Origin of the sequence: Acidithiobacillus thiooxidans ATCC 19377 (assembly GCF_009662475.1) — a bacterium.
Classification (GTDB): Bacteria; Pseudomonadota; Gammaproteobacteria; order Acidithiobacillales; family Acidithiobacillaceae; genus Acidithiobacillus; species Acidithiobacillus thiooxidans.
In genome coordinates this window covers 1,981,328-2,007,240 of record NZ_CP045571.1, presented here as the reverse complement: position 1 = coordinate 2,007,240, position 25,913 = coordinate 1,981,328, and the positions used below count along the sequence as shown (strand labels likewise).

Annotated in this window: 27 protein-coding genes, 1 tRNA gene and 3 pseudogenes; 7 read left to right on the top strand and 24 right to left on the bottom strand. The window is 52.7% G+C overall.

What is annotated here, in order from left to right:
* Positions 1-27: 27 nt before the first annotated feature.
* From GCD22_RS10615 to GCD22_RS10540, 17 genes and pseudogenes are all read right to left on the bottom strand, one after another.
* Positions 28-240, bottom strand: a pseudogene (locus GCD22_RS10615) (transposase); the annotation flags it as partial.
* Between the two features lie 83 nt (positions 241-323).
* The gene (locus GCD22_RS18225; RefSeq protein WP_081576952.1) at positions 324-620 is read right to left on the bottom strand and encodes an anti-sigma factor family protein; all 297 of its coding nucleotides are present in this window, start codon (positions 618-620) and stop codon (positions 324-326) included.
* Positions 617-1,216 (bottom strand): sigma-70 family RNA polymerase sigma factor, encoded by a 600-nt coding sequence (locus GCD22_RS10605; RefSeq protein ID WP_226856217.1) that lies wholly within the window; start codon positions 1,214-1,216, stop codon positions 617-619. Before GCD22_RS10605 ends, GCD22_RS18225 begins: the two co-directional genes overlap by 4 nt.
* 68 nt (positions 1,217-1,284) lie before the next feature.
* Positions 1,285-1,749 carry a DUF302 domain-containing protein gene (locus tag GCD22_RS10600; RefSeq protein ID WP_081576950.1) on the bottom strand — a complete coding sequence of 155 codons (465 nt, stop codon included), beginning with the start codon at positions 1,747-1,749 and terminating at the stop codon, positions 1,285-1,287.
* A 388-nt stretch (positions 1,750-2,137) separates the two neighbouring features.
* Complete coding sequence (locus tag GCD22_RS10595; RefSeq protein WP_153940773.1) at positions 2,138-3,037, bottom strand: IS1595-like element ISAth1 family transposase; 900 nt, start codon at positions 3,035-3,037, stop codon at positions 2,138-2,140.
* A 74-nt stretch (positions 3,038-3,111) separates the two neighbouring features.
* Positions 3,112-3,729 carry a thioredoxin fold domain-containing protein gene (locus tag GCD22_RS10590; RefSeq protein WP_153940772.1) on the bottom strand — a complete coding sequence of 206 codons (618 nt, stop codon included), beginning with the start codon at positions 3,727-3,729 and terminating at the stop codon, positions 3,112-3,114.
* 106 nt (positions 3,730-3,835) lie between these two features.
* Positions 3,836-4,468: a thioredoxin fold domain-containing protein gene (locus tag GCD22_RS10585; protein ID WP_153940771.1), complete on the bottom strand. Its 633-nt coding sequence runs from the start codon at positions 4,466-4,468 to the stop codon at positions 3,836-3,838.
* Between the two features lie 26 nt (positions 4,469-4,494).
* Positions 4,495-5,100, bottom strand: coding sequence for a thioredoxin fold domain-containing protein (locus tag GCD22_RS10580; RefSeq protein WP_244947521.1), 606 nt, complete (start codon positions 5,098-5,100; stop codon positions 4,495-4,497).
* Between the two features lie 30 nt (positions 5,101-5,130).
* Positions 5,131-7,104 carry a protein-disulfide reductase DsbD gene (gene dsbD / locus GCD22_RS10575; RefSeq protein ID WP_244947520.1) on the bottom strand — a complete coding sequence of 658 codons (1,974 nt, stop codon included), beginning with the start codon at positions 7,102-7,104 and terminating at the stop codon, positions 5,131-5,133.
* Between the two features lie 29 nt (positions 7,105-7,133).
* Positions 7,134-7,847, bottom strand: coding sequence for an HvfC/BufC N-terminal domain-containing protein (locus tag GCD22_RS10570; RefSeq protein WP_081577239.1), 714 nt, complete (start codon positions 7,845-7,847; stop codon positions 7,134-7,136).
* Complete coding sequence (bufB, locus tag GCD22_RS10565; RefSeq protein ID WP_081577240.1) at positions 7,840-8,715, bottom strand: MNIO family bufferin maturase; 876 nt, start codon at positions 8,713-8,715, stop codon at positions 7,840-7,842. Before bufB ends, GCD22_RS10570 begins: the two co-directional genes overlap by 8 nt.
* Before the next feature lie 93 nt (positions 8,716-8,808).
* A complete protein-coding gene (locus GCD22_RS10560; protein WP_153940770.1) occupies positions 8,809-9,123 on the bottom strand; it encodes a BufA1 family periplasmic bufferin-type metallophore in 315 nt (104 codons plus the stop codon).
* Positions 9,124-9,208: 85 nt separating this feature from the next.
* Positions 9,209-9,487, bottom strand: coding sequence for a DoxX family protein (locus GCD22_RS18220; protein WP_211371664.1), 279 nt, complete (start codon positions 9,485-9,487; stop codon positions 9,209-9,211).
* Positions 9,456-9,698, bottom strand: coding sequence for a hypothetical protein (locus tag GCD22_RS18215; protein WP_211371663.1), 243 nt, complete (start codon positions 9,696-9,698; stop codon positions 9,456-9,458). Before GCD22_RS18215 ends, GCD22_RS18220 begins: the two co-directional genes overlap by 32 nt.
* A gap of 111 nt (positions 9,699-9,809) precedes the next feature.
* Entirely contained in the window at positions 9,810-10,091 is a 282-nt protein-coding gene (locus GCD22_RS10550; RefSeq protein WP_153940769.1) for a BufA1 family periplasmic bufferin-type metallophore, read from the bottom strand.
* 59 nt (positions 10,092-10,150) lie between these two features.
* Positions 10,151-10,907: pseudogene (locus GCD22_RS10545) on the bottom strand (IS630 family transposase); the annotation flags it as partial.
* Positions 10,908-11,091: 184 nt separating this feature from the next.
* Positions 11,092-11,580, bottom strand: a pseudogene (locus GCD22_RS10540) (transposase); the annotation flags it as partial.
* Between the two features lie 192 nt (positions 11,581-11,772).
* On the opposite strand from GCD22_RS10540, the gene GCD22_RS10535 reads away from it, so the two are divergent.
* Both GCD22_RS10535 and GCD22_RS10530 read left to right on the top strand, forming a co-directional pair.
* Positions 11,773-13,086, top strand: a complete 1,314-nt coding sequence (locus GCD22_RS10535) for an IS701 family transposase (RefSeq protein WP_153940768.1) — start codon at positions 11,773-11,775, stop codon at positions 13,084-13,086.
* Between the two features lie 184 nt (positions 13,087-13,270).
* On the top strand, positions 13,271-13,480 hold the full coding sequence (locus GCD22_RS10530) for a helix-turn-helix domain-containing protein (RefSeq protein ID WP_153940767.1): 210 nt from the start codon (positions 13,271-13,273) through the stop codon (positions 13,478-13,480).
* On the opposite strand, the gene GCD22_RS10525 is transcribed toward GCD22_RS10530, so the two are convergent.
* The gene (locus GCD22_RS10525; protein WP_170286736.1) at positions 13,457-14,056 is read right to left on the bottom strand and encodes a carbon-nitrogen hydrolase family protein; all 600 of its coding nucleotides are present in this window, start codon (positions 14,054-14,056) and stop codon (positions 13,457-13,459) included. The genes GCD22_RS10530 and GCD22_RS10525 overlap by 24 nt on opposite strands.
* Before the next feature lie 893 nt (positions 14,057-14,949).
* Between GCD22_RS10525 and GCD22_RS10520 the strand changes: the two genes are divergently transcribed.
* From GCD22_RS10520 to GCD22_RS10510, 3 genes are all read left to right on the top strand, one after another.
* On the top strand, positions 14,950-15,828 hold the full coding sequence (locus GCD22_RS10520; protein WP_153940766.1) for a hypothetical protein: 879 nt from the start codon (positions 14,950-14,952) through the stop codon (positions 15,826-15,828).
* 580 nt (positions 15,829-16,408) lie between these two features.
* Entirely contained in the window at positions 16,409-16,798 is a 390-nt protein-coding gene (locus GCD22_RS10515; protein ID WP_081577401.1) for a plasmid mobilization protein, read from the top strand.
* A complete protein-coding gene (locus tag GCD22_RS10510) occupies positions 16,791-19,169 on the top strand; it encodes a relaxase/mobilization nuclease domain-containing protein (RefSeq protein ID WP_081577400.1) in 2,379 nt (792 codons plus the stop codon). The genes GCD22_RS10515 and GCD22_RS10510 overlap by 8 nt, the downstream gene beginning before the upstream one ends.
* Positions 19,170-19,215: 46 nt before the next feature.
* Here GCD22_RS10510 and GCD22_RS10505 read toward each other — a convergent pair whose 3' ends face one another.
* Both GCD22_RS10505 and GCD22_RS10500 read right to left on the bottom strand, forming a co-directional pair.
* Positions 19,216-20,199 carry a site-specific integrase gene (locus GCD22_RS10505; RefSeq protein WP_153940765.1) on the bottom strand — a complete coding sequence of 328 codons (984 nt, stop codon included), beginning with the start codon at positions 20,197-20,199 and terminating at the stop codon, positions 19,216-19,218.
* 91 nt (positions 20,200-20,290) lie between these two features.
* Positions 20,291-20,375: transfer RNA gene (locus tag GCD22_RS10500), tRNA-Leu, on the bottom strand.
* Positions 20,376-20,430: 55 nt separating this feature from the next.
* On the opposite strand from GCD22_RS10500, the gene GCD22_RS10495 reads away from it, so the two are divergent.
* Positions 20,431-21,036: a hypothetical protein gene (locus GCD22_RS10495; RefSeq protein ID WP_031575286.1), complete on the top strand. Its 606-nt coding sequence runs from the start codon at positions 20,431-20,433 to the stop codon at positions 21,034-21,036.
* A gap of 41 nt (positions 21,037-21,077) precedes the next feature.
* Here GCD22_RS10495 and GCD22_RS10490 read toward each other — a convergent pair whose 3' ends face one another.
* From GCD22_RS10490 to GCD22_RS10475, 4 genes are all read right to left on the bottom strand, one after another.
* Positions 21,078-21,998, bottom strand: coding sequence for a DMT family transporter (locus GCD22_RS10490; protein WP_031575289.1), 921 nt, complete (start codon positions 21,996-21,998; stop codon positions 21,078-21,080).
* Between the two features lie 89 nt (positions 21,999-22,087).
* On the bottom strand, positions 22,088-23,161 hold the full coding sequence (locus GCD22_RS10485) for an NADH:flavin oxidoreductase/NADH oxidase (RefSeq protein ID WP_031575293.1): 1,074 nt from the start codon (positions 23,159-23,161) through the stop codon (positions 22,088-22,090).
* Positions 23,158-23,886 (bottom strand): dienelactone hydrolase family protein, encoded by a 729-nt coding sequence (locus tag GCD22_RS10480; RefSeq protein ID WP_024894424.1) that lies wholly within the window; start codon positions 23,884-23,886, stop codon positions 23,158-23,160. The genes GCD22_RS10485 and GCD22_RS10480 overlap by 4 nt, the downstream gene beginning before the upstream one ends.
* Before the next feature lie 54 nt (positions 23,887-23,940).
* Positions 23,941-24,549: a TetR/AcrR family transcriptional regulator gene (locus GCD22_RS10475; protein WP_010638608.1), complete on the bottom strand. Its 609-nt coding sequence runs from the start codon at positions 24,547-24,549 to the stop codon at positions 23,941-23,943.
* Positions 24,550-24,676: 127 nt separating this feature from the next.
* Here GCD22_RS10475 and GCD22_RS10470 point away from each other — a divergent pair, with 127 nt between their 5' ends.
* On the top strand, positions 24,677-25,912 hold the full coding sequence (locus tag GCD22_RS10470; protein WP_031575298.1) for a hypothetical protein: 1,236 nt from the start codon (positions 24,677-24,679) through the stop codon (positions 25,910-25,912).
* The last annotated feature ends 1 nt before the right edge of the window (position 25,913 follow it).

Genomic DNA, 25,913 nt, shown 5'->3' with positions numbered 1-25,913 from the left:
CTAGTGTAATGTTGCATTCTGTTTAATAATCCATGGGTTCCGATTCTTGATCTGGCGATTCACGACTGCCCGCGCTCCGTGGGTGAGCAGCTTTCGCAGATAGCTGTCTCCGCGTTTACTGATACCCAGCAACCGGACCTTGCCACCGGTCCCACTTTGGCGGGGAACCAGCCCCAGAAAAGCCGCAAACTCCCGCCCTGACCGAAAGGATTTCATATCGCCCACGGTGGCGATGATGGCGGGCACCTGCGCAAGAAAATCTTCTTTGTGTTGACATAATTGTGCCGCCAATGATTCGGATTTGAAAATCGTCCCATTCATAATCATAGGTGGTTCTCCTCTTCGCTATGATCACAACCCAATCCGGGCTCGGCCTTTTTCAACATATCCCGAATACGTTCTTTGGCCTCGTGACTCAGGTGATAGGTGTTCCATCGGTCGGCGATAAGATGAAACACCTGGTCTATCCACCCGATTTGTCGGGCATAGTTGCGGCAGGAAACGCAGAAAAAAAGATGTATTTTGAGTGCCCAGCGTTCGCGAAAACGCAATGTTTGTTCCTGACCTTTAGACAAGAGCTTTGAGGCATCCTGGCAGGTTAGCATAAGACGCTTCTTCACTGTTGTTCTCCTCCTGCAAATCGAAACTCCAGGCAGCGACTGATCTGGAGTCGTGCGCGATGGAGCAAAACCGAGAGATGATTGGCGGTGACAGCCAGAGTTCTTGCACAAAGAGCAATCTCTTCGCCATACCATTCACGCAACATAAATGCAGAACGCTGCTGCTCTGGGAGCTCATTTAAACAGCCCTGGATAATACGCAGGAAGTCTTTGGACTCCGCAGCCTCTTGGGGGTCACGACCCCATGCGCCGGGTTTATTGGCCCAGGCACCATTACTTTGAAACGCGGACTCTTCAATGTCCGAATCCAGATCATCTACTTCCAGATTGCTGATCTTTGGGGTCCTCGCGTTCAGGCGATAATAATCCTGAATTTTATGTTCCATAATGCCATACAGCCAAGTACGTTCTTGTGCTGCTCCTGAAAATCCTGCGTACCCCAGCCACGCCGCCAGTAATGTTTCCTGCACAATGTCCTCAGCAACCGCCATATTACTTGTACGGAAAAGGGCTTGACGGTAGAGTCCATCTCCATATCGATCCAGCCAGTGTTCGGGCTGACAGGCATGCACCTGATCATTCCGATCTGGTGGCATTTGATGCTTCGTATCGCCTAGATTGGCCGTCATATGTGGTTAAAATTCAGGCAGGGTGATACCCATGCTCATGGTTGGCCAACGGCCTGTTGGCTGAAAACTCCCAACAGATGCTGCATTTTGCGGATTAATCGGACATGGCCGACGACACCACTCTCATGGACCATCTTTTGAGGATTACGATACCCCACCCATACCTGACCATGAGCATCCCTCCACACCAGTATTTTCATCGGTGGTAGGTACAGTCCGGCGGTTTGACGCGATTCAAGTAGCTGGGTACCCAAGCGAGGATTACCAAAAATAAGTAGCTGCGTAGGTCGCAAAGGCATCCCCACCAATTTGGCGCCATGTGCAAAATTAATGTCCGCAAATATGGTGGCACCCTTGGCCACAATAACCTGTTTTAAGCGTTTAACGGTGATAGACACGCTGTGGTGACTCTGAATACGTGTCATCGATTGTGAGGTAGCCGAGGCCATAGGACTGATCCAGAGTGCTGCCAGTCCAACCATACACAGGTACTTTCTCATAATCTTTGATCTCCTGATTCAGGGGAAATTTTTTAAATAATTCCTAGTCATTACTGGATTCTACTATTCTCTTCAGTGCTGCGAGCAATATAGACAGAGAAGGCAGATTACCCATCTTGATCTAGTGACCCTGTGGATACCAACTGGCGTGGAAACCACTTTCGCACATTACCATGACATCAAATTGCTGGGTGTTGTCGCATTTTCCAGCACTTCCGCTATTTACTATGCGTGTCCAAATAGACACAAGCAAACAAAAGAGCTCTTTACATTTGTCCATAATCCGTACCTCCCTCAGGGCTGTTGTATGGATCTGCCTGGCTTCAGCTAGCTGCCTTCATTTTATGAGTCGTAATTTCTCCGGAATTCTTAACAAATTACATGCCTCTTAACCTTTTTCAGCTACCAATCGGACAGGGATATGGTCCATACAGGCATTGAGCAGGCGCAATGGCAACTCAGGCTCCCAAAAGCGTCGGGTGAAGCGATAGATGAACTCATCCAGGTATTCCTGCAGATATTTGCCGGTGACTCCATGGTAAGTTCCCAGCAAGAACGCTTTAAGGTTGCCAATAGCGATGTGTACCCAGGGCAGCCATTCATCTAACTGTTCTGGCGGTGTAACACGGCCTTCATGGTGCTGGGTTTCTCCCAGAACGCGCAATGCCATCAAGCCATCCGTGCGGGTAGTCTGCCAGGGGAGCAAATGACGCTGAACGAACTGACGGATATTTCCAGCGGATACCGAAGGGATGGTTTCCATAGCCATGAAACCCGCCTTCTTATCCCGGCTTTCAATAGCTACCAGGATCGGTGTTTTCCCTTCTGCACCGCGTCCGCTTTTGCCTCCGGATCGACGTCCGCCCACGAAAGCATCATCCAACTCAACCAATCCACCCAGGCGGTAGATACTGTCCCGGTCCGCCATGGCGTGGCGCATCTTGCGCAGCATCAGGTGAGCAGTAATCCAGGAGACCCCGATCTGCTTGGAGAGGCGCAGGGCCGACAAGCCACCTTTGTCGCAGACCATCAGATAGATGGCCAGAAACCACTGCACCAAGGGCAGATTGGTGGAATGAAAGAGGGTGCCAGCCGTTACAGAGGTCTGGCGTCGGCAATGATTGCACTGGTAGACCTTGCGAGACACTACCCAGTGGCCTTGATCGTGCCCACAATGCGGGCATTGAAAGCCATTGGGCCAGCGCTGTTGTTTCAGCGCTTCGGCACATTTCTCTTCCGTACCAAACCGCGCCTGCCATTGCAGCAAATTCATGGCTTCTGCTTTCATTTATGCACCTCCAACCATATGACTTATATGGAATTAGGCAATTAATGATGAGAAAGGTTCAGAGGCATGACAACTTATGAGATGATCTCCATGATTTTATGCAACCCATGGCTCCCCAAACCATGTTGTAGTTCCCACTGCCCATGTTTGTTCCGGTAGAGTAACGTGGGCGTTGCTTCCTCACCCGTACGGATAAGCAGCCGGGTATTATTGCGCACGGCGCGACGTATCAAGGGCGGAGGATTGGGGGCTGGACGGATCCCGCCTTCTTCTGTTTGGGTATTGAAATGCGATTCATCATAGGCCAATGCCTTGGCTGGATTATTCGCCATCAGGATGGATGCGGCCTTGGCCGGACTGGAGGGCTTCAGAAATCCCACCAGAACTACCCGCAACCGCAATTTTTCAGCCCCGATGATGGGCAGAGCTTTCTCATACAATCTATGGCACCAGATACAGTTAGGGTCCATAAATGCCGTTAACTCAGGCCCCTGATGCCCGACCAGAAAAGTGTGTGCGTGGGTTATCGCTGCAGCAATAGCACTTGGAGGAAGCGCCTTGGGATTGGCGTGTTGGGGCTTTGTCATTTCCTGAAAAAGCATGTTCTCCTGGGCAGGTGCAGCCGTGGCCGCCAACGGAAGTGTGATCAGCCATCCAGTCAGCAGCCATCCTGACAACCTTCTTTTCTTCATAGCGCACTCCTCAATAACCCGTAGGTAATGGTCTCTTGGGCGAACAATCTCCGGTGACGCTTCCTGGAAGGGAATGACCCAATAGCCATCCACGTTCCTATAATACTCACCGCAAATGCGGCAGCAGCCCGGAAAGCTGTTTTTCAGAAATCATGCCGGGGATGCGGCCAATATGACCATTTTTGAGACGATACAACATGGCGGGCGTGCCATTGAAACCCAATGCACCCATCATTTCCAGATTATGCTTAAGATCCTGGGTTGTTTTTGCTGTGGGTGTGGCTTTGGGAAGGCTGCGATAGTCACCGCTCTGTAACGCCGGACCAACAATGGATTCAAAATGTTTCAATGTTGTCAGAGGATGGGAAGATTGCAGCCAAGCGGCGGCTTCTGCCGGACTTTGTGGCGTCAGGAAGGCCACGGGGACATAACGGACCGTCAATTTTCCGCCCTTAATCAAGGCGGCCTCATGGTTGTACATCACATGGCAGTAAGGACAATTGGGATCCTGAAAATCATAAATGATGGGACCGTGGTGGCCTTCCTGAATATAAGTGAGGTGATGCGCCAGAATATGCTTCCAAAGAACATTCGCCGTCAGTTTTTTTGGCGGTACCGCTGTAGCCGTTCCCGTTGCTGTCTGCGCTTCAGCGAAAGTCGTGCCAAAAAGTAATAGACTACTGCCGAATAGCCCGATTCCCAGCCATTTCAGCCAGCGGGTTCTCATCCTGTTTTCCATGTCGCGCTATTCTCCTGGTATGCAGATTATTTCAGATTCGGAATGATGGTCAGCAGTTCCCCGCGAGATACCATGCCGGGCATTAATCCTGTTGTGCCATTTTTGCGTTCATACAAAATGGCGGGTACGCCCATCGAGTGGGCACTTTGCAGTACAGCCATGTTCACTTTTAAAGCGTGAAGCGTCTGTGGAAGTGCTTTGGCTTGCGGCAGACCAACAGGCCCCTGGGGTCCCATAGGTGCCGCGAAACTCTTGGCAGCCAATCCCTCAAAATGTTGCAGCGCCTGGACCCGATGCGGGGATTGCAGAATAGCGGCAGCTTCAGGGGTGCTACTGGGCATGAGATAAGCGACCGGCACATAACGTACGGAGAGTTTTCCGGCTTTGATTAGCGGTTGTTCCTCATCGTACATACCGTGGCAATAAGGACAATTCGGATCAAAAAAATCATAAATGACCGGTCCTTTATGCCCTTCCTGGATATAGGTCAGTCGCTGGCCGATGTCCTTCCAATAATTGTTCTGAGCCATTTTGGGTAAAGGCGGAAGTTCTGTGGCTGCCAGGGCAGATCCTATGCCCAAGATGCCGATCAGCATGCCGGTTAAAACGGTCAGTCTTGTGTTGCAGTTCATAGCGATCTCCTCAATATAATTTTTATAACATCAATGATCAGTCATCGTATGGCCCAGCTTCTGCTGCAGGTGCTGCAGGAGCGTTTCGGGTCCTTCATAGCCTTCATATTGGGCAACCAGATGCCCTTGCGCATTGACCAGCAATACTGCCGGTGGCCCAAATAACTGGAAATGATGAAGCAGGTGGCGCGATGCGGCATCACTTGCTGTCACATTCACCCGAATTAGCGTGAGTGGTTGCAAGGCCTTTTCTACATGGGGATTGTCATAGGTTTCGACATCCATACGCTGGCACTCTACACACCAGGTTGCCCAGAAATCCACCAATACCGGGTGCCCTTTTGCTGCGGCCAAAGCCGATTGCAGCTGGGGAAGGCTGCGAACCACGGTAAAATGGAGGGGATGATGCTTTTGAAGTGCATGGTTTTGTAGAGGGGCGACTGAAACCTCTTTTGCCACGAAAGGGGCCAAAGGTTCAAGCACCAGAGAAGCACCCGCCGAGGCACCGACTCCGAGAACCACACCATAGACAACAGCCAGTATGCCGAGTCCCTGGAAGAATCGGGGCCATCCTCCGGAATTGGCTGCAAACGCCCCCAGAAAAATACCTGAGAGGATGGCGAGCGCTGACCATAAGGCCAGCGTAACCGGTCCCGGCACAATTCGTGACAGGAACCAGATGGCCACTCCCAGCAGAACCACGCCAAAGACGGCCTTTACGCCATTCATCCATGCGCCGGATTTGGGCAGAAAATGTCCGGCAGAAGTCCCGATGATCAGCAGGGGGACCCCCATGCCCAACCCCAGAAGGAACAGGGCCACCCCCCCCAGAACTACGTTGCCGGTGTGGGCAATGAACAGCAGAGCCCCCGCTAATGGGGCCGCGACACACGGTCCGACGATCAGGGCGGACAGCACACCCATCACGAAGGCGCTGAGAAAGTGTCCGCCCTTCCCGTAACGGGACAGGCGCGATTGTATGGCATTGGGCATCTGCAATTCGTAGAAACCGAACATGGAGAGCGCCAGTACGACAAACAATGCACTGAATCCACTGAGCACCCAGGGATTTTGAAAAAAGGCCTGCAGATAGGATCCAGTGATCGCTGCAAGAACCCCGGCAACCGTATAGGCCAATGACATACCCAGCACGTAGGCCAGAGAAATCCAGAATGCATGCCTTCTGGACTGTTTCACGGTCAACTGAGTGTTCCCCTGACCGACCACCAGGGAGGACAGAATGGGAATCATGGGGAAAATGCAGGGTGTGAAGGCTAGTCCAAGGCCCGCCAGAAAGAAAAGCAGTAGCGTTAAGAGGACTTGCCCGCCGGCTAATCCCGCTGCGAACTGCCCATATTGACCGGCCACCACAGAAGGTTGAACCGGCTTCTGCAGAGCAGGATGCGTGTCGGCCAAAGCCGGAGCATGCCGTACGGTGCTGGCAATAATTCCCGTCGGGCTTAGCGTATAGCTTTTCGTGATGACTGGGTAGCAGACACCGGCATTGGCACATCCCTGAAAACTGCTGGTGACTCGAAGTTGCTTGGGGGGCGTGCCCGTGAAATGTACGGGCACCCGAATCGTGGTGGTATCGCCCTCATAAACAGCCAGGGTTCCGACCCCCGGTATATCCATCGGTTTGCCCGGTGGCAGGGTATAAGGCGCCAAATGGGCAGAACGAGGGCTTACCTGTAAAGTGATCCGATTGCGGTAGAGGTGATAATGAGGCGCGGCGATCCACTGGAGGACCAGGGTATCGTTTGGTGCCATGCGCGCCTTAAAGAGGAAGGCTTTGGCCGGTGCCAGAAACGGTGAGTGATGCACGCTATTGGTGGACGACATCAATGACGAAGCATTGAGACTCGTTATTGAAACCAATGAACTGGCAAGGGCGGATGGAGAGAGCATCAGCAACAATACGATGAGCGGTGCCCACAGCCCAAAAAAGGCATTTCCCGCTAGTCTGATGAGATGATCTCCTCGTTCCTGAGAGGTGCTGCTCATAACTGGATACTTCATTCGTGTTCGCTACCTCAGTGTTGTTGTTGTAAAACCCCATCACCGACTGCTGTTTCCCCGTACAACATGGGGTCACAGTCCGGTTCAACTGTTCGGGCGGCAGCAGTGGCCTGATCGGGGGTATGTCCTTCCAGTAAGGCCCGATACCAAGCCGCCTCGCCCGGGGACAAGCTGCGCATCAGTACGTCTTCCTGTGGGCGCACAACCAGGACGCTATCACCACCAAGTGCATCCAAATCCAGCGTGCCTTCCTCATTGGGGTGCTGGCACAGTTGCCAGAGCGCCATCAGCGGATAGCTCGACTCCACCAGATGCAGGGAAGCATGCAATCCATTAACGATGAAGTTTTCTGCTGCAGAGTAAGCTTCATGACTGGCCCATTCCAGCCGTGCCATATCGGGTAAATAGGCGAGTTTCCGGGTGAGAGGATGGTGGGCAAGAAAGGCAGGCATGTGCTCGCCATAGGCGTTGCGGTCGCCAGATAATGAGGGAATGGAGCGAGCATAGGAATAAGCGATTTCACGAAAACAATCCTCTCCAATCAGCACGAAGATCGCACCGTAAACATTTTTGAGGCTTTCGCTGAAGCCTTCCAGAATATTGTTGCGATAAATGGCAGTTGCAACAGCCGCAGAAATTGATCCGCTCAGTCCGGGAATAACGCGGCCCTCTTCCGGTGACAGGACGGCAGCTACAAAGGATTTTTGGTAGTCCAGCGCATCATGCATGGATCCCCTCCAAAATATGCTGTGCTTTTTGAGCTTCCTCCAGCAGAATAGCAAGTGGCGGAATGTTCGTATCCCATTCAATAAGTGTGGGGATTGGGCGGCCGATAATCTGCAGGGCCCGTCGATAAAGCGTCCAGACTTCGGGCCAGACTGCCTGGCTGTGCGTATCGATGAACACTTCCTGACCTAAAGCAGTTTCTATCGAAAATCCTGCCAAATGAATCTCATGGATGGCATTGGCTTGGAGATTTACCAAATACTCATCACTATTTATTCCGAGATTCCGGCTGTTGACGTACAGATTGTTGATATCCAGCAATAACCCGCACCCCGTACGTCCTACCAGGGCATTCAAAAAAGCCCATTCTGCCATCTGATTGTCGGCAAAATGCAGATAGGCCGAAACATTCTCGATCAGGATTTGGCGCTGCAGAACATTCTGCACCTGGTCAATCCGATCACTGACATGCTGCAGCATGCCTTCGGTATACGGTATGGGTAATAAATCGTGCAGATAGCGTCCTTCCGATGACACCCAGCAGAGATGTTCGGAAATCAGTCCCGGTTCATAACGGCTGATCACTTGCTGCAGTTGTTGGAGGTGTTCCTTATTCAACGGGTCCGCACTTCCCAGAGACAGACCGACGCCATGCAGACTCACGGGATAATGACTGCGCACCTGGTGCATCACTCTATGAGGCAAGCCACCCGCAGCAAACAGGTTTTCACTATGCGCCTCGACCCAGGCCGTTGGCGGTTTGCCGTTTTGGAAATCGCGATAATGGCAGGCACGTAGGCCAATCCCTGCAGCTACTGGGATCTCCCTGGATAAGGCACCAGTGTGAATTGCTGTAGTGTCCTGGATCATCAGCGTGTTCTCCTGGCTACCAGAATGCTCAAAAAAGGTTTTTTCAGCATTCTAAAAAATATGCCGAGGCCAGTGAGACCTCGGCCCCCCTATTTATTTCTTAGCAGGGGTTTTAGTGGGGGTCTTTCCGGGGGTCAGGCTGCCACCCACGATTTTCAGGCAAACCCCTTTCGGTACGGCCAACCAGGCATCGGGGTTACCATTGGTTTTTGCGGAACCGCGCGTAATACCACCTATGGACATACACTGGTTTTGATGAGCACGGGCAATGCCGTAACACTTGACATAGCCCTGTGGCATCATCCCCGCCATCGCAGTCCCGGCAAAACCCACTCCAGCCATAGCGACAGCCCCAGCAAGCAGTGCACGCTGGAACGTATGTTTGCGATTTGTCATTTCCTTACTCATGATTAACTCCTTTTTCATAACAACCACGTGGTTTTCCCCAAAGGGAAATATGTCTTACACCCCAATGGTGCGAGACAATGCTTGATCAGACAGATTTATGGACGGCAGGTGGCGTACTTTTCCAGATACGACTCAAACCATAATCCAAAGAAAAGAGGCTAGGACCATAAACCGTCGTAAAAAGCAGGAAAATGGCCCAAGGCACCTGATCCATCATTCCAGCAACACCCATTTGCGGATAAGAAAGCACCGTAATGATATTGTAGATGAATAAAAAACCGGCAGCAAAACGACCCGCCAGACCCAACGCCAACAGTATGGGAAAAAAGATTTCAATGCCCGTACCCAGATAGGCTGCCCACACGGGAGGAAGCAATGGCACGTGATACATAATATCTGAACAGGGCGACAGTAGCTGTCATGCTTTGCAGTTTGACCATGCCTGCCATCCAGAATATCCGCGCCACCCAGAGTCGTGCTGACAGATCGGCCACGGGTGCGAGATAATGCAACCAGCGCACAATACGTTCGTACCATTTTTCCATTTTATGGAAAGCAATAGAGCAAGTAGCCATGCAAATTCCTCCTGATGAAAACTTCTCGTTTTTCATTGTTCACCCGCTGCTTGTTGATCCATCAGCTCAAAAGCGGAATGCATGAATAGAATAGCGGTGGATGATCTTGTCTTATTTGCCAGGCGTCAGACTACCTCCGACTATTTTTTGGCACAGCCCTTGAGGGATCAGTAGGAAGGAATATTTGCCCCCATTATGGATAGATTGGCCTGCACAGGAATGGGTGGTGGTGGCACAATCATTCTTGTGCGCTCGGGCAATACCATAACATTTGACCCAAGGGGCATGACTGGCGAATGCCGGAGTTGTCGCCCCGACAGTCCCGGCAAGGGCCAGCATACCAGCCATAATCAGTTGCTTAGACAGATGATGATCGTTATTTGTGGAATTCATTGTAGCCTCCTCTTTAGAGATTGAAATAATGGTCCTCAATCTCTTAGTCGTGGCTATGCTTAAATTCTTACAGAGTTGTGGAATAAAATTTGTTCACCTGGTGTGGCATTCTGTTTGCTGCTTAAGTGGCTGTTGGCGCGAATGACCTTTTGCAGGATGTCGCGTGCGGTTTTGGTCCAGATGAAAGGTTTGGGATGGGTGTTGTGGTGGTCGATGTACCCCTCAATGGCCTGGATGAGTTCAGGCACACTGGTGAACACCCCACGACGTAATCGCTGGGTCGTGATATCCCGAAAGAAACGCTCGACCATGTTGAGCCAGGATGCCGAAGTGGGCGTGAAGTGCATGTGAATACGCGGGTGCTTGTCGAGCCACGCCTGTACTACCGGGTGTTTATGGGTCGCATAGTTGTCGGCAATCAGATGCAGAGCCTTGTCCCTGGGCGTCTGCCGATCAATTTTCTTCAGGAACTTCAGCCATTCCACATGGGTATGTCGCTGTTGACACTGCCCGATGACCTGACCATCCAGCACGTTGAGTGCGGCAAACAAGGTCGTAGTGCCATTACGTTTGTAGTCGTGGGTCATCGTTTCTGCGTGGCCCTTTTTGAGGGGGAGTCCCGGTTGGGTCCGGTCCAGGGCCTGTACCTGACTTTTTTCATCCACGCAGAGCACCAAGGCATGTTCCGGGGGAGACATATACAACCCCACAATATCTTCCAGCTTTTCCACAAAAATGTGGGTCTCGTGACACCTTGAAACCACGCAGTAGATAGGGCTTGAGGCCATGCTTGCGCCAATGCCACGACACACTGGCGTGTTAAACAGCGCTTGAGATTTATCAGTTTTTAGCAGAAAACAGCGTCAAAATGGTTTGCCCTTGACCTAACATGTATTCCACAAAATATGTCAATCTATCACGTGGTTAAATATTCATTTTTAACTAAGTCGCATGGTAAATGCATGATGCTGACATATGGTAAAAGATGACGCTGATTAACAACCCACCAGTAAGCATAGCGCTTTCCCTGTAGGGAGCGGTGTTGCCAATGGGCATACTCTTGCGCCCACTCCGCCTTGAGACGTCCCAACACCGCAGGTGAAAGTCCCTTGGCCTCATCACCCAGCAAAATGGAAAGGGCTTCCTGCATGTGGCCGGAAGACACCCCATGCAGATAGAGCCAAGGTACTGTAGCGGCTACCGTTCGCGATTTGCGTACATACGGAGGCGCCAGTACCGAATTGAATTTGATCCCCGATCCTGAGCGGTCCCGCACCTTGGGTACTTTGACGGGTACCGGACCCAGAGCGGTCATGATCTCGCGCTCCGGCAGATGCCCATTACGCACGACCGCCTGACGCCCATCAACCATCCGCACCGTCGCAAATTCTTCCAGCAATACCGCCACCTCTGCCTCTATGGCCTGCTCAATCAGAGAGCGTGCCGCGCGTCGAAGTATCCCTTCAATGCCCAGACCCAACTCTCCCATCCCACCTGCTATTACGGTATTCTTTTCCACGGCGTACTCCTTATGTTGCTCTTTGAGTCGGAAACCCTTTGTAGCAACAGTACGCCACCTCATTCAAGCCAGTTGTAACGCGCCCGTACACCACTTTCGAGTATAGCTCGGAAAAAAGGGTCGGCCAATGAGAAGCGTTTTAGGCTTTTCGGAATCACTGCCATGTCCTTTCAGCGTCTCGTTACCCTCCGCCTTTCAGAGTGGATTACCTACTTTCTCGCGGCCGTGCCGCCCCGCTCGCGGCGCAGCTTCCTCGAACTGCTTTGCGGGTGCCTGATCTCCCCTGATGGCTGGGTCACCCGTGCCCTCAGCCATATTTTACTGCGCTGCCATTGGTCCACTTATTACAAACCCCTGGAGCGTGAATCCTTGCGGACCCAGGTTCTGGCCATCGCTCAAGTCCGTTGGCTCCTGTCCGCTTTGCCGCCACTGCCGATCGTTGAGTTGATCATCGACGATACGCTGGTCCTGCGACACTCTAACAAGGCCCCAGGCGCGACCATCCACTTCGATCACAGCCATAAGCACAACCGCCCCCGTTATGTCCTCGCCCAGAACTGGGTAGGGCTGGCGTTGACCCTGCGGAGCCGCTCCGGCAAAGCCCTTTCCTTTCCCATTCGCTTGCGCCTCGTGCCCCGCACCGGTAATACCCACAAGCTGAAAATCGCCGGGGCATTACTGCGGGCCTTTATACCCCACATCCCCGTACCCGTCCGCTTGCTCACCGATGCCTGGTTCATGCGCCGCCGCCTGCTCTTGCCCCTGCTGCGTCAGCGCGGCCAGTTCATCGGCCAGGTGCGCCAGGATACCGCACTGTATCGGCAGCCCCCGCCCAAACCCGCCAAAGCGCAACGGGGTCGGCCCCGGAAATATGGGGACAAACTGACCCCGGAAACCCTGACCTCACTCCCCACGGAGATCCTCACCCTGTTTGTTTATGGGAAATGGCAGAAAGTCCGTCTTCAATCCATCGTCGTCCAGGCACGCTTCCTCAACGGCCATCCCGTCCGGGCAGTCTGGAGCGCTCTCTACGATGCAAAACACCATCGATGGTCGCCCACACGCCTTTATCTCGCTTCCGAAACCGATCTGACCGCCCCTGAAGTCGTCACCCTCTATGGCAACCGTTGGCAGATCGAACCCCTCTTCCATAACCTGAAACGCTGGTGGGGCATCAATAACCTCTGGCAGCAAAGGCGCGCGGTTCTCGAACGCTGGATGCAAATTCGTTGCATTGCCTGGTCCATGGTGCAGCTCCTCGCGGAAACGGTCACCGAGGACTTTCCCATGACCGCCATAGCACCTTGGCGTATCGCTACGCCCGTCACTGCAGGACTCATGGCCCAATGGCTCCATCTGCATTTTCTGCGGGTTCCCTTCTGGACGGGCTATGATCCAAAGTCCGGGAAATTCCAGTGCCCAAATCCTGACTTTTGGGCCGATACTGATGAACCACCCCGCAAAAAGGCTGCTTGACGCACTTCTACCCCAAATTTACTGCATCATATCGCCACTCACTGAGACAGGCGAGGAAGCTGAATGTCTAAACTTCAGGCTTAAAATTGATCATGATAAAACGGCTCCATGTTGAGGGTATGAATGGAGTCCAGCCTTGCGAGTTGCGCCTACAGTCACTTTAACCAGCGAAGAGCTGTCCGAGTTGTCCCGTATAGTCGCCTCCCGACTAAGCAGTGTCCGCTTGTCATTACGGGCACGGATGATATTGCTGGCGGCAGAGGGCTTGCAGAACAAAGAAATTGCGGAGCGCCTGGGGGTGGATCGCGTGCAAGTCGCAGGTTGGCGCAAGCGTTATCTGGAACAACGGTTGGCGGGTATAGAGCTCGATTTACCGCGCGGGCCCATCCGGTGAAAGTGGTGGAGGCGGTGGTGAGATCTCATCGGTTGATAGCAAAACCAGCGGTGTCGCCATCAACCTACCCCATGCCTCTGATGTCTCTTGCTCGATTCGCGGGATGCTTGTCCCCTTGGCCCACCAAACGTTGGATACAGCCAGGATAATATCCGTATTCTGAATGAGTGCCTCCAGCCATACCCATGGTAATAGCTGGTCATAACAGATGTTGGCGAAAACTGTTTTTCCGGCAACGGTTTTGCTCCTTTCCCACCATGCCGCTGAATACCCTTTTGACTGCCATGGATGCCACATGGAAACCGGCACAGGAAAGGCCGCACGTAAAAGGGGAAGATGGGAAGAAAAACCATCATCACTGATGGGCACCAGGGCATCCCAACGTCGGCCATCAGTTTCCCAAACCGATGCGCCGATCAGCCATAGCTGGCCATGAGGGACGCTGTTACGGAATTGAGCGGCCGTACCTGTCCACCAATATCCTGCCACCGTTTCGGGTAGTACAACGATTCTGACACCTGGACCTTTACGAATCACGTCCCTGATCAATCTGCCGTTGCGCTCAATCACCGCCAATGGATTTTCGGGAACCAGACCAGCATCCGTATTTATCCCCATTGCTCAGCGACAATTATCTTGTCCGGCGTGTTGCCTCACAGACAAACGCCAAAATCCTTTGGAAATTCTGCGGCTGGATCAGAGCTTTCTGGTGGATCAGGGCCTGCAATGGGGAAAAGCTCAAGCATTGCGCTGGTATGTCGATCCGGCGACTGGAGACAAATGGCTGGTTAAAATAAAAAAACACAAGGCTGTGGGCTGCCGGAGGCTTTTGCCACCGATACAGCGGGGCAATGGGTCTTGATGCTGCGGGGGGAATCATTGCGGATTGGCCGGACGGAGACCAAAGGGGAGCCGGTTTTGGGCGAAGTGCTGGCTTCCATGCGGTCAGAAGCCTCTCATGTCGCGAAAAAAAGTACTTGGTGAATACACAGTGGATCCACTTGATGCTCAGTCCGGAGCCTCATTGTCACCAGTGCTATGACTGGCGCCAATCAGGATGTGTAGCGTCTCCACTTCGTCACCATTCAGTACACGATCAATTGACAACAAGTTCACAAGAGATTTGCAGTGCTCCATTCATTTTCGTTAGAGAAGGGTAAAGAAAATTTCTGCTGTTTTTGAGTAGTTAATGATCTATCAAATGAGGAAATATAGATTACTCCGGTCGGAGATCTCTGTAGGTTTCTTTCGATTCATGCCGATGCTGGAATCTGATCAGCGAACCTCAAATGATAAATTCATCTCATTGAATATATTATTTTTAAGTAAAATTTATTGAAACGATATAAGGTGAATATACAGTTCGAGTTAACCCGGATAAAAGCCAGATGTTCAGTTTCAAGATGTGGTTCCAGTGCAGGGCTTGCTGAATCAACCTGCTATTGTTAAATAGGTAGGTAATCCAATAAATGATCTCTTCCGTTCGGTCTAGATATCTGATAAATTTCATCTGGTATAGATTTTTAATAGCGTATATTATTGCTGTTGATGAGAATGTGAAGGAACAAAAGATGAAAACACAAAAACCCACGATTCGTGGCCTCTATATCACGGGAAGCATTTATCTGGCTGGAATGCTTTTTGTGATTGTGATGGGCGCTCATTTCCTCCATTTACACCTCCCGCAGTGGTTTGGCTGGATGGGTTTAGGTATTTTTGGCAATTTCATTGTTGCTTATCCAGCTGGTATGATCTGGCATGTATTTAGAACCAAGCAGTTTGATTGGGAGATTAATAATGCCACCAATGCTTATTGGGTTTACGCGACCAAGATCGCCAGAGCAGCAGTAACTTTACCTGGATCGATGCGAACGCTTCATGAGCAAACGTTCCCTAAAGGCCTGCTCCAAAAAGGTTCGGTAGGTGTTCGACTCAACGGTTCCCATGCCCAGGGCCGCCAGTCCGGCATAAAACGCCAGGGTGGTGGACAATCGGCCAAAAAAGCCAGCTCCGATGACCCTGGAGGGGATGCGGGCGGAGAGCCGCCTCGCGCTATCATCGTTCCTCCATGCTTTCTGAGCTTTGCCGATCTCGCGCACCGATGGGCCTGTTCGGAAAAAACCCTCCGCAATCAGGTTTGCCTGGGCAAACTCCCCACTCCGCATAAACTCCCAATCGGTCCCCGATTCCCCATTGGGTTGATCGAACAGATTGAACAAAGCGCCCTCACTGCAGAGCGTTTCTCCCAAAATGCTCTTCCGTCATATTCGCAAACTCCCGTAGTGCCCAGCCCACGCCGACGTGGCCGTCCGCGTCTCATTTCCCGAAAAAAGGGAGGTGACCTATGAGGATGGGTAACATCATTGTGTTAGGCGTTTCAGGCGCAATGCTCCGTCCAACCATGGGCTACAGACGAGGGACCGCTACTTTCCCCATATTGGCCGCTCAGTTCTTAAATGGTGTTCATACCCCGCTCAGCTTTTACGATATTCCTGGAGATCTTTCCTGGTCGGACATGATGGTGCGGTCATCCGGTGGCTTTCCCCCCGGCGCCGATGGCGCCGACCCCCAAGGGTATTACCGGCGGGGAAGAAGAGCGAACGGGCAACAGCGCGACATTGCCAATCCCCATGGCGATTCCAAAGCACAGAAAGACAGGCGGGCAGATTCGGTGATCAGTGGGTGGAAGGGATGCACCCTCAGGGATAGTGAAAAACATCTTTTGCAAGGAATCGGTCTGTTCGCATTGGGGGAATCGTTGAGAATGCGGGGGTATTCGGTGAGGAGCGAGCCATGTTATCCCCCCGCGCACTACGTTTGCCGGGTGATAACGTCTCGCAATGGGGTGAACCCCCTTGACCCCCGCCATCATCTTTACCTGCGCCCTCCGGTTGCAGGGTCGGCGATGATGGCCACGGAGGTTTTGCCATGACGGATGAGATTCAGAATCCGATCAAAAAGCGTGGGGGTCGTCCTCGATTGCCGGATGATGTGCATCGGACGATCAGGCGCGAAGTCTGGCTTTCTCCGATCGAGCTGGCCGACCTGAAAGCCAAGGCCGCTGCGCAGGGATTGCGGGTCGGAGAATACATGCGGCTCTGTATTACGGATGCCAAATTACCCGCCCCGCCAGTGCCGCCGATCAATCTTCAGGTATGGCAAGAATTGGCAAGGTTGGCGGCCAATGCCAACCAGTACCAATGGGCCATCAATGCAGGCCAGGCCCATGCGTGGGACCGTGATTTGATTCCGCAGCTGATAAAGGCAATTCGTGCCGTCCGTTTGGCTTTGCTGGGCGTGGAGGCAGACGATGATTGAAAAAATCATCAAAGGCACCGGTGCACGCGGATTGGCGAACTATCTGCTGGCTGAAAAAGACCATAACGGCGACGTGCGGCCAAGGCATGACCTGATCGGCGGCACGCTTTCGGGACGTAGTGCCCGAGAACTGGCGGCAGAAATAGGGGTTTTGCGCCGGATGCGCCCGAATCTACAGAAAGCCGTGGGACATGTTTCCCTACGGGTTCCTGAAGGGGATCGGGTTTTGTCTGACCGGGAATGGGCCATGATCAGTGATCAATGGTGCTCAGATATGGGTATGGATGCCTACGCCACCGTCTGTCATGGCGACCATATCCATATCCTGTTTTCCCGCATCAACAGCGATGGTTCCGTGGTTTCCGATTCCAACGATTACCGACGTGGAGAGGCCGCTGTCCGGAAAATAGAGCAGGATTTCAATCTGGTGAAGGTGGAACCTTCCTCTTTACTGGAGCCAGAAAATGCCCTCACTCACAAGAAGGCCCCGACCAAAGGGGATTTCATCGCGATAGAAAAAGGCGAGATACCTGCACGCCTGTTCATGCAGCAGGCTCTGGATGCGCTCCTGGAGAAAAAGCGGACCGTGACGCAGTTCATCGAGGATCTTGAAACGCTGGGCGTCATCGTTCAGCCGAACCTGGCCACCACCGGAAAACTGTCCGGCTTTGCCTATCACTACGGTGATTATCGCTTCACCTCAAATAGCCTCGGCCGTGGTTATAGATTGAGCAATATGCAGAAGAAGGGGCTTTCCTATGAGCAAGACAGAGATATTGAAAGAATACGCGCAGCAAAAGACCGAGCAGCACGTTTCCTTGCTGATCGATGCGCCGGAGATGATCCGGCAAATCCAGCAGATGCGGCAGGAGCTATCGCGGTTGCCGGAAGCGATGGCGAATCAAATAGACGAGAGCTTGGGGCCGATGGAGGAAATGGCTCAAGCCCTGGATCAGGGTTTGGATACGCAGAGAGCGATCATGCAGCCTCTGATACAGGCCGCCGTGGACGCCATCCAGAAAGAGATGCAAACGCTTTCGCAGGACAAAGTGAAACGGTCGGTGAAAATGGCCAGGGAATCTCGCCAGAAAGCGATGCAATCGAATCGGGAATTGAATTACTGGAAGCAGGAAGCAAAGGCTTTACGGGAGGAGATTCAAAAGATACGGCAACAGTTCTGGATAGCGGCAGGATCAGCGGCGATACTGGCAGCGGTCGTGATAGGGATGATTCTGGGATTGTTACGGTAACGAATTGGAATGATCGCTTCAAAAAAGCGTCTGCGGCAAAGCGTCGGGCTAAAGAACAAAAGCAAGATTCACCTGATATACAGGCTGATTATCCAAGTTTGCGTGATGCCGCCCACATGGCTGATCTGGTGGCGTACCTGCAGTCTATTGGCTTGCCCATCAAAAAAGACGGGGTGAAGGATTGGGTGGTGGATGACCGTTACCGCGTAACACAAGAAAAGGATGGTCATTTTGTCTGGTGTGACTGGGCTGGTGTTGATGGTGGTGATCCCATCGATTTTTGCGTGAAAGAGATGGGATTGAGTTTTCAGCAGGCTTTGGCCGATCTTTCAGGTTCAACGATCACGAAAAAAGCGGAAAAAAGAACGGTCCTATCTCATCAACTGCCTGTTGCTCCACCGGTCTGTCGGAATTCTGATCCGGTCATGCACTATTTGCAGGAACGCGGTATTAGCCAAAAAACCATCCGGTGTGCCCAAGGGGCAGGGTTCCTGCGCTTTGTGGATTACAAAGGGATCCCCTCTGCAGCCTTTTGCGGCAGGGGGGATGGTCAATTGCGATCCATGACCCTCAGGCTGACCCAATCTATTCCGTCCTGGGATGGGAAGAAACCACTGACAAAGTTGGACGTAAAGCATTCCGATAACTCCTATCCAGCCATCTGGCATGGGGATAATCGAGGTTCTGTCTGGGTTGTGGAAGGCGGTATGGACGCGCTGGCTGTTATCGATTGGTACAAGACCCGTCGGAAGCCTATCCCTTGCGTCATTGTCTCTGGCGGGGCGAATGTCCGCTCGTTAGACCGGACGCATGTGCAGAAGATGCTGAAAGAGGCAGACACAGTTTATGTGGCTATGGAACGCGAGAAAAATACCAAAACCCAGGCCAAAACCGATGCCGCCCACGAACAGCAGATCGATAAAATCTGGAAGCTCGGTTGCGAAAAGGTGTTTGCCTGGATGCCACCAGCCGGCACCAAAGACATCGCCGATGCATGGAAAGCGGGGGCTTTGTCGGATCCGCATGATCCGTTGGTGCATATGCGGAAAGAGAGTGGGGATGAATCCGCATCAATTTCGCTACCAGCACCTGCGATTGTGTCAACGTTTGATTGGGAGTAGGGAAAAACCACCCGGCGACCATACAGAAGTTGAGCGCGATATTGAATCACTCCAGCAACTTCGCCAGATCTTCTGCCCTCAAGTGCGTATAGCGTTTCAGCATCTGCAAGGTCTTGTGTCCAGTGATGGCGGCAACCTGCACAGGATTAAGTCTTTTCTCAAAGAAGCGACTGGTGGCCTCGTGACGGAGGTCGTGGAAACGCAGATCTTTTATTTCAACGCGTTTGCAGGCGGCGGCAAATGAATGGGAAATATCTGTGCCTGGAAAAACCTTGCCGTTGATGTTGCGCGGTAACTTTTTCAGGACGGCAATGGCGCGGCTGGACAGAGGAATGAGCCGATCTTCCCCATTTTTAGTGTCAAGTAGTTGGGCAGTACATTTGGTAAAGTCAACATCTTTCCAGAGTAACTTCTGTATCTCCCCCCGCCGCATCCCGGTTTCCAGAGCGAATAGGATGATAGCCTTTAATGATGGAGTACATTCGCCCAATAGTTTTTTTTCTTCAATAGGTGACAACCGTCGGTCCCGTGCCTTACCTGGCGATGGTTTTCGCACTGACAATACCGGATTGCGTAACCCTTCCATACGCCACTCCTTCATGGCGACCGTGTACAGATTGGAGATGATGGCGAGTTCCAGGCGAACGGAGCTATCAGAAAGACCCGCCTTCAATCGCCGATCTCGATATTCTGCGAGGTCAGCGCCGCGAATTCGTGATAAGTGCAGTTTGGCGATTTTGTCTGTCTTGAGGTTGCCGATACGGTACAGTTCAATCTTGCCTGATTTCTTCAGGCTAGAAACTTCTCTTCCATAACGATCCAAAGCATCAGCCAGCGTTGTGCTGTCCGCATCGCTCTGATTCTGCCACAACCCGCGTTCCATAGCAGATTCTGTAAGCCGTGCCCACGCTTCCGCATCCCGTTTGGTCCGAAAAGTTTTCGACTGGCTCGGATACCCCTTTTTGCGCACGATGGCTTGCCATCCAATCGTGACGCCATCCTGGTCTTCCCGTGAATTTATAGTCGCCATGCTGCACTCCCGCTGCAATCAATCCGGAAGCTTAGTGCAGCATATGTGCAGCGTAAAATCAATTTGAATTTGCGAATTGACTCTAAGTATTTGGTGCGAAAGGGGAGACTCGAACTCCCACGCCGCGCGGCGCTGGAACCTAAATCCAGTGCGTCTACCAATTCCGCCACTCTCGCTTACGCGCTATCTTATGCGGAATAGTCCCGGACGACAATCATCGGAGTATCGAGCATGAGCAAGTCACAGCAACCCCATCGGTTACGCCGTTTGCTGGCAGTGGAGTCGGCGCGGATCATGGCGGAGGAGGGCGTCGTGGATTTTCGGGTAGCCAAGGAAAAAGCGGCGCGGCGTTTGGGTGCGGGGGGGGATGCCCAGCACCACTGGCCGAATAACAGTGAGATAGAATCAGAATTACATGCCCGCCTGCAGCTTTTTCATGGACCTGCCCATGCGGTGGATTTGCGCGAACTGCGCGAGCGGGCGCTGAAAGCCATGCAGTGGCTGGAGGTGTTTCAGCCGCGTCTGACCGGCCCGGTGTTGAATGGTACGGCTACGCGCCATGCGGCAATTACCCTGCATTTATTTGCGGATGCCCCTGAGACGGTCATTTTCTTTTTGATGGATCAGAAAACGCCCTATGAAGAAAGCTGGCAGCGCCTGCATTTTGGCGATGCCCCGGCGCAAGAATATCCCTGCCTGAAAATTGACTACGCAGACACGGAGATTCGTCTGGTCATTTTTGCGCTGGATGAAGACCGGCGCAGTCCCGCTTCGCCTGTGGATGGAAAACCAGTGAAGCGTGCAACTGGTCAGCAATTGCGCAAAATGCTGGAATAAGAGCAGACGCGAAAGGGACTTTAACATCCAAAATTTTCGATTTATTCCTGACCCGTTGGCAAAATAGCGTTTTCCTGTTCACGGGGGCGCAGGTGTTGCCAGCTGACCAAAGCCAGTGCGACAAAAATGCAGACCATTCCCACACCTTCCCAGCCTCCCGGAGTTTCTCCCAATTGCAGCCAGGCGGCAACGACGCCAATCAGCGGCGCTGCCAGGGTGCCCATGCCCGCGATTCCCGAGGGCAGTTTCTGCAAGGCGTAGGCCCAGAGAAAATAGGCCAGAGCAGTACCGGGAATAGCATTATAAAGCAGGGCACCGACAAATACGGGTGTCCAATGAACCGTCAGCGGGTCAATAAACAAGGTCATGACAATCAGCCCGAGTCCGCCGAAAATGGTTTGCCACAAAGTACTGTTGAATAAATCCATGTCGGGGGGCGCATAACGCTTTTGCCAGAGGGCGGAACTGGCCCACAAAATGCCTGAAATCAGTGCAATCACGCTGCCAGTCCATTCGCCGTCGAAACTCCAGGGCTTCAGAATGGCAATCAGACCCAACAGGGCCAATAGCACGGCGGGCCATTGTAATCCGTGCAATTTCTCACCGAGTAGAGGCCAGGCAAACACAATCAGCCAAAGCGGCATCATGTAGACCAGAATGGCCGTTTTTCCGGCGCCGCCATATTCCAGCGCCCAGAGGGCAAGCCCAATAAAACCGGTGGTTTGCAACAGGCCGAAGGGAATGATATAGCGGGCTGAGGGCATCCGCAGTGGTCTTTTCAGCCAGATGATCAGGGGAATCAGGACGATGACACTTAGCCAAACGCGCAGAGTGGCAAACAGCAGGGGTGGGCAGTCGCTTATGGCGACTTTCATGACGACCCAGTTATATCCCCAGATTATGGACAACAGGGCCAGTGCAGCCAAAGGCCAGAGTGTCACCGGTTTTTTGGGGGAAGGCATCAGTCTGTGGCTCCAGAATGTAAAAACCGGGATGGCAACCCATCCCGGCGATTCACTTAACCCCTCCCTGTGGAGAGATAAGCGACGTTTTAGCGCAATTTGGCCCGATCGTATTGTTCTGGCCAAGGCAAGTCTACTCCCAGTTCACGGGCGGCGTGCAGGGGCCAGTAAGGATTGCGGAGTAATTCCCGGGCAAGGGCGATACCATCGGCTTGTTCTGTAAGCAGAATATGTTCGGCCTGCATGGCTTCGGTAATCAGTCCGACGGCAACAGTGGGTAATCCGGTTTGTTCGCGTATTTGTTGTGCGAAGGGCGTCTGAAAGCCAGGGCCAGCCGGAATGACCGCATCAGGGGTCATTCCGCCGCTGCTACAGTCAATAACGTCCACAGCTCTTGCCTGCAACTGCTTGGCCAGGGCGACGGATTGTTCCAGATCCCAGCCACCGGGTACCCAGTCTGTGGCCGAAATGCGAACCCACAGAGGCAGATGGTCGGGCCAGACCGCGCGCACGGCATCGGTGATTTCCAGAGGCAGACGCATCCGGTTTTCGAGGCTGCCACCATAGGCGTCATCCCGATGATTACTGATGGGCGAAAGAAAGCTGTGCAGGAGGTAACCATGGGCCATGTGCAGTTCGAGAACTTCAAATCCGGCATGGAGCGCTCTTTGTGCAGCAGCCACAAAATCCTTGCGGACCTTTTCGATATCCTGAGCAGTCATGGCCTCGGGTACCGTGTGAGCCGGACTGAAAGGCAGCGGGCTGGGGCCATAAGGTTGCCAACCCTGTTCTGCATCAGGCGCGATAGGTGCGCCGCCGGCAAAGGGGGCCTGAGTAGAGGCCTTGCGTCCGGCATGGGAAATTTGTATGGCAGCTACGGCCCCCTGTTTTTTCATGAAGCGGACGATGGGTGCCAGAGCTTCGGCTTGGGAGTCGTTCCAGATACCCAGATCGCGCGGAGAAATGCGACCCTCGGGACTTACAGCGCTGGCTTCGGCCATGACCAGTCCGGCGCCACCCACCGCGCGGCTGCCGAGGTGAACCATGTGCCAGTCACCGGCTACCCCGTCCGGGGTGGAGTACTGACACATGGGGGCGACGACAATGCGGTTGCGCAGCGTTATGCTGCGCAGGGTCCAGGGTGTGAACAGTTTGTGACTCATGCCTGCCCTCCAAGATGCTGACTGAAATGATCCAGGGTAAGGCGCCAGCCTTCGGCGGCAGCTTCGGGACGATAGCTGTCACGCGGGTCGGCAAAAAACCCGTGAGGGGCACCGGGGAACAGCGTCAGGGTATAACGCTTTTTGGCGGTGCTGAGGGCTGCGGCAATGCGTCCATGTTCTTCCGGGGTGATGGATTGATCTTCGGCCCCGTAAAGGAGTAGCAGCGGGGCGCGCATCTGCTCGACCAGATGCAGGAGCGGTTGGCGTCCGGCCGGATCCTTATCCGGGGCAATGCCACCGCCATAAAAGGCGACGGACGCGCCGATTTTGTCGGCATGTACGGCATTGGCCATGAACGCAAAGCGGCCGCCCATACAAAAGCCGACAGCGCCGATGGCGTGCTTCATGACTTCGGGACGTTTTTGCAGTTCGGCAATGGCCAGCCCCGCTTCCTGCATGGCCAGATCATCTTTCAGGGTTTTAAGGTGCGCGATGGCATTTTCAAAGTCGGCATATTCGTACACCTTGCCATGATACAAATCTGGGACGATGGCGCAGTATCCCGCCCTGGCAAATCGTTCGGCTACTTCCTGAAAATGGCTGTTTACGCCAAAAGCTTCAATAAATATGACGACGCCAGGATGCGGGCCGTTGCCGCCGGGGCGGGCGTACCAGGCGCGGGGACCATTTTCCAGTTGTAGCCATTCGGAATGAATTTCAGACATCACTCTACCTCCTTATTCGAGCATGAAAAAAGGGAAGGGGGGATTATTACGGGATCAGACCGCTAAAGACTGAATATAAACTTGTAGTTGCCGGAGGCAACGTTGGTAGGCATCGATGGATTGGGCGTTTTTGCCCAGCCCGACACAGCCTTCAATGGAAGCAACAATATAAAGGGCGATATCCTCGGGATTCGAGTCCTGACGTACCTGACCTGCGGATTGACCTTCCTTGAGTGCCTGTGTGACGACTTCTACCCAACGTTCAATGATTTTTTGCAGACCCTGCCGAAAGGATTCATCCAGAGGACTCATTTCCTGAATCAGGTTGTTGAGCGGGCAACCATAGCGAATGACGGATTCATCCGCTTGGGAAATTTTTTCTGCAATGAGGTTGTACAGACCAATGATGGGATTATCGTGTTGGGCGAGCATGGTAAACCAGCGCTCTTCCAGTTGCGGCCCGATCACTTCTTCAATGACCGCGAGCCCGAGATCGCGCTTGGTACCAAAATGATGATAAAGCGCCCCTTTGCTTACGGAAGTGTTAGCGAGGATACGCTCCAGACTCGCAGCCTGAAAGCCGGATTCCAGAATTTCGTGGTAAGCAGCATCCAGAAGATCGTTGCGGGTCTGTTCGGGATTGCGCGTTTTACGTTGGCTCATAGTCATCATAAGCTTGGAAGATACCGACCAAACGGTATCTTGTCAATAAAGCATACGTCCGGTTTGGGAAAATGAGTTCAGCGCGTTAAACTGACAAGCAGTGTTTGAAGGCGAATCGGGGTGGTGGATGAAAGCATCAATAGATTTTCAGCGGCAGGGTGACAAGCAGAATTCGGCTTTTTTTGAAGAATGGTTAGGGCGCCTGTTGGAAGATCGCGATCGCCAGGGGCTTACGGAAAATATTGGCCGCATCGATGCGCTGATGATTACGGTAGAGCCGGGACATTCTGCCGCTTATGTGCATGAATTGTGTTTGATGACGCCTTACAATTATCTGGTCACCCTCGAAACCGATCAGCATTCCACCCACATTCTCCGCATTGATATGAATGCGCCCGATGTGTTGGTTCGTGAAGTGAAAGATCCCAATCTGCATGGTATTTTCCGCAGCCTGAACGAGGTGTATCCAGTGGGGGCCAAGCGTCCCAACTCGCGATACATGGGAGAAGTCTTTCAGGTCAAAAATCTCCATGAAGTAGTTGTCGTACAAAAAAACCGCGAAGTTCGGTTTTTTAATCAGGAGCAGGTGCGGCACCTGGAGTTGCCGGGCAATATGGTTATCGTCAAACCTTCTCCCTATACCCACAATATTGTCGGTTACTGGGAACGGCCTGATGATGACATCCGCGTTTATTCCCTCGGCGTGTCTTCCATTCGCGATGATATGCAGGTGGCTTTTGAACAAGCCAAAGTGTTACGAGAACAACTGGGTCTGGAGCAATTACTGCTGCCCATCGATCATCTGGCAACCCGGGTATACAGTCAGAACCGGGAAGCCGCCATTCTCGAATATCTGACTCTGTCCAGTTATTACTACTGGGGTTCTTACGATATTCCAGACCAGAACTCTTCTACCAATGTTACCAAAAGCGTGCATTATGAAAATGTGTTGAATAGTCCTGCCAAGGTGTTTACCGCTGCCAATCATCCTTATTTTTGCAATCATTTGATTGGTCAGCCTTCACCCACCGAGGCCTTTGTGCGTAATTTTGGCCCCCGCCTGCATCACATTGCCGTGGGCGTGCAAGACGGACGTACTCAGGATCAGATCAACATTGATTATGTGGTGGACGCTCTGCGAAATTGCGGGCAGAAGTTTCTGTTGCAGGTCATCGGTTCGGAGCAGGAAGGCTTGAAACAGATTTTTTCCAGTGCTTCTGAGCACTCTTCCCTGATTATTGAATACGTGCAGCGTTTTGGTGGTTTTCAGGGATTTTTCACCAAGGAAAATGTCGCTGATCTGACCGCTGCTGCTGGCGCTGATGAGACGCTGCGCAGCCTGGATGCAGAAGCCCGCGCCTGAG

What these genes read in the sequence shown, in the direction of transcription:
- GCD22_RS10605 (WP_226856217.1), bottom strand. Translation starts at nt 1,216, where the DNA reads ATGCCACCAGATCGGAATGATCAGGTGCATGCCTGTCAGCCCGAACAC.
- GCD22_RS10600 (WP_081576950.1), bottom strand. Translation starts at nt 1,749, where the DNA reads ATGAGAAAGTACCTGTGTATGGTTGGACTGGCAGCACTCTGGATCAGT.
- GCD22_RS10595 (WP_153940773.1), bottom strand. Translation starts at nt 3,037, where the DNA reads ATGAAAGCAGAAGCCATGAATTTGCTGCAATGGCAGGCGCGGTTTGGT.
- GCD22_RS10590 (WP_153940772.1), bottom strand. Translation starts at nt 3,729, where the DNA reads ATGAAGAAAAGAAGGTTGTCAGGATGGCTGCTGACTGGATGGCTGATC.
- GCD22_RS10585 (WP_153940771.1), bottom strand. Translation starts at nt 4,468, where the DNA reads ATGGAAAACAGGATGAGAACCCGCTGGCTGAAATGGCTGGGAATCGGG.
- GCD22_RS10580 (WP_244947521.1), bottom strand. Translation starts at nt 5,100, where the DNA reads ATGAACTGCAACACAAGACTGACCGTTTTAACCGGCATGCTGATCGGC.
- dsbD (WP_244947520.1), bottom strand. Translation starts at nt 7,104, where the DNA reads ATGAGCAGCACCTCTCAGGAACGAGGAGATCATCTCATCAGACTAGCG.
- GCD22_RS10570 (WP_081577239.1), bottom strand. Translation starts at nt 7,847, where the DNA reads ATGCATGATGCGCTGGACTACCAAAAATCCTTTGTAGCTGCCGTCCTG.
- bufB (WP_081577240.1), bottom strand. Translation starts at nt 8,715, where the DNA reads ATGATCCAGGACACTACAGCAATTCACACTGGTGCCTTATCCAGGGAG.
- GCD22_RS10560 (WP_153940770.1), bottom strand. Translation starts at nt 9,123, where the DNA reads ATGAGTAAGGAAATGACAAATCGCAAACATACGTTCCAGCGTGCACTG.
- GCD22_RS18215 (WP_211371663.1), bottom strand. Translation starts at nt 9,698, where the DNA reads ATGGCTACTTGCTCTATTGCTTTCCATAAAATGGAAAAATGGTACGAA.
- GCD22_RS10550 (WP_153940769.1), bottom strand. Translation starts at nt 10,091, where the DNA reads ATGAATTCCACAAATAACGATCATCATCTGTCTAAGCAACTGATTATG.
- GCD22_RS10535 (WP_153940768.1), top strand. Translation starts at nt 11,773, where the DNA reads ATGTCCTTTCAGCGTCTCGTTACCCTCCGCCTTTCAGAGTGGATTACC.
- GCD22_RS10520 (WP_153940766.1), top strand. Translation starts at nt 14,950, where the DNA reads ATGATCTCTTCCGTTCGGTCTAGATATCTGATAAATTTCATCTGGTAT.
- GCD22_RS10515 (WP_081577401.1), top strand. Translation starts at nt 16,409, where the DNA reads ATGACGGATGAGATTCAGAATCCGATCAAAAAGCGTGGGGGTCGTCCT.
- GCD22_RS10510 (WP_081577400.1), top strand. Translation starts at nt 16,791, where the DNA reads ATGATTGAAAAAATCATCAAAGGCACCGGTGCACGCGGATTGGCGAAC.
- GCD22_RS10505 (WP_153940765.1), bottom strand. Translation starts at nt 20,199, where the DNA reads ATGGCGACTATAAATTCACGGGAAGACCAGGATGGCGTCACGATTGGA.
- GCD22_RS10495 (WP_031575286.1), top strand. Translation starts at nt 20,431, where the DNA reads ATGAGCAAGTCACAGCAACCCCATCGGTTACGCCGTTTGCTGGCAGTG.
- GCD22_RS10490 (WP_031575289.1), bottom strand. Translation starts at nt 21,998, where the DNA reads ATGCCTTCCCCCAAAAAACCGGTGACACTCTGGCCTTTGGCTGCACTG.
- GCD22_RS10485 (WP_031575293.1), bottom strand. Translation starts at nt 23,161, where the DNA reads ATGAGTCACAAACTGTTCACACCCTGGACCCTGCGCAGCATAACGCTG.
- GCD22_RS10480 (WP_024894424.1), bottom strand. Translation starts at nt 23,886, where the DNA reads ATGTCTGAAATTCATTCCGAATGGCTACAACTGGAAAATGGTCCCCGC.
- GCD22_RS10475 (WP_010638608.1), bottom strand. Translation starts at nt 24,549, where the DNA reads ATGAGCCAACGTAAAACGCGCAATCCCGAACAGACCCGCAACGATCTT.
- GCD22_RS10470 (WP_031575298.1), top strand. Translation starts at nt 24,677, where the DNA reads ATGAAAGCATCAATAGATTTTCAGCGGCAGGGTGACAAGCAGAATTCG.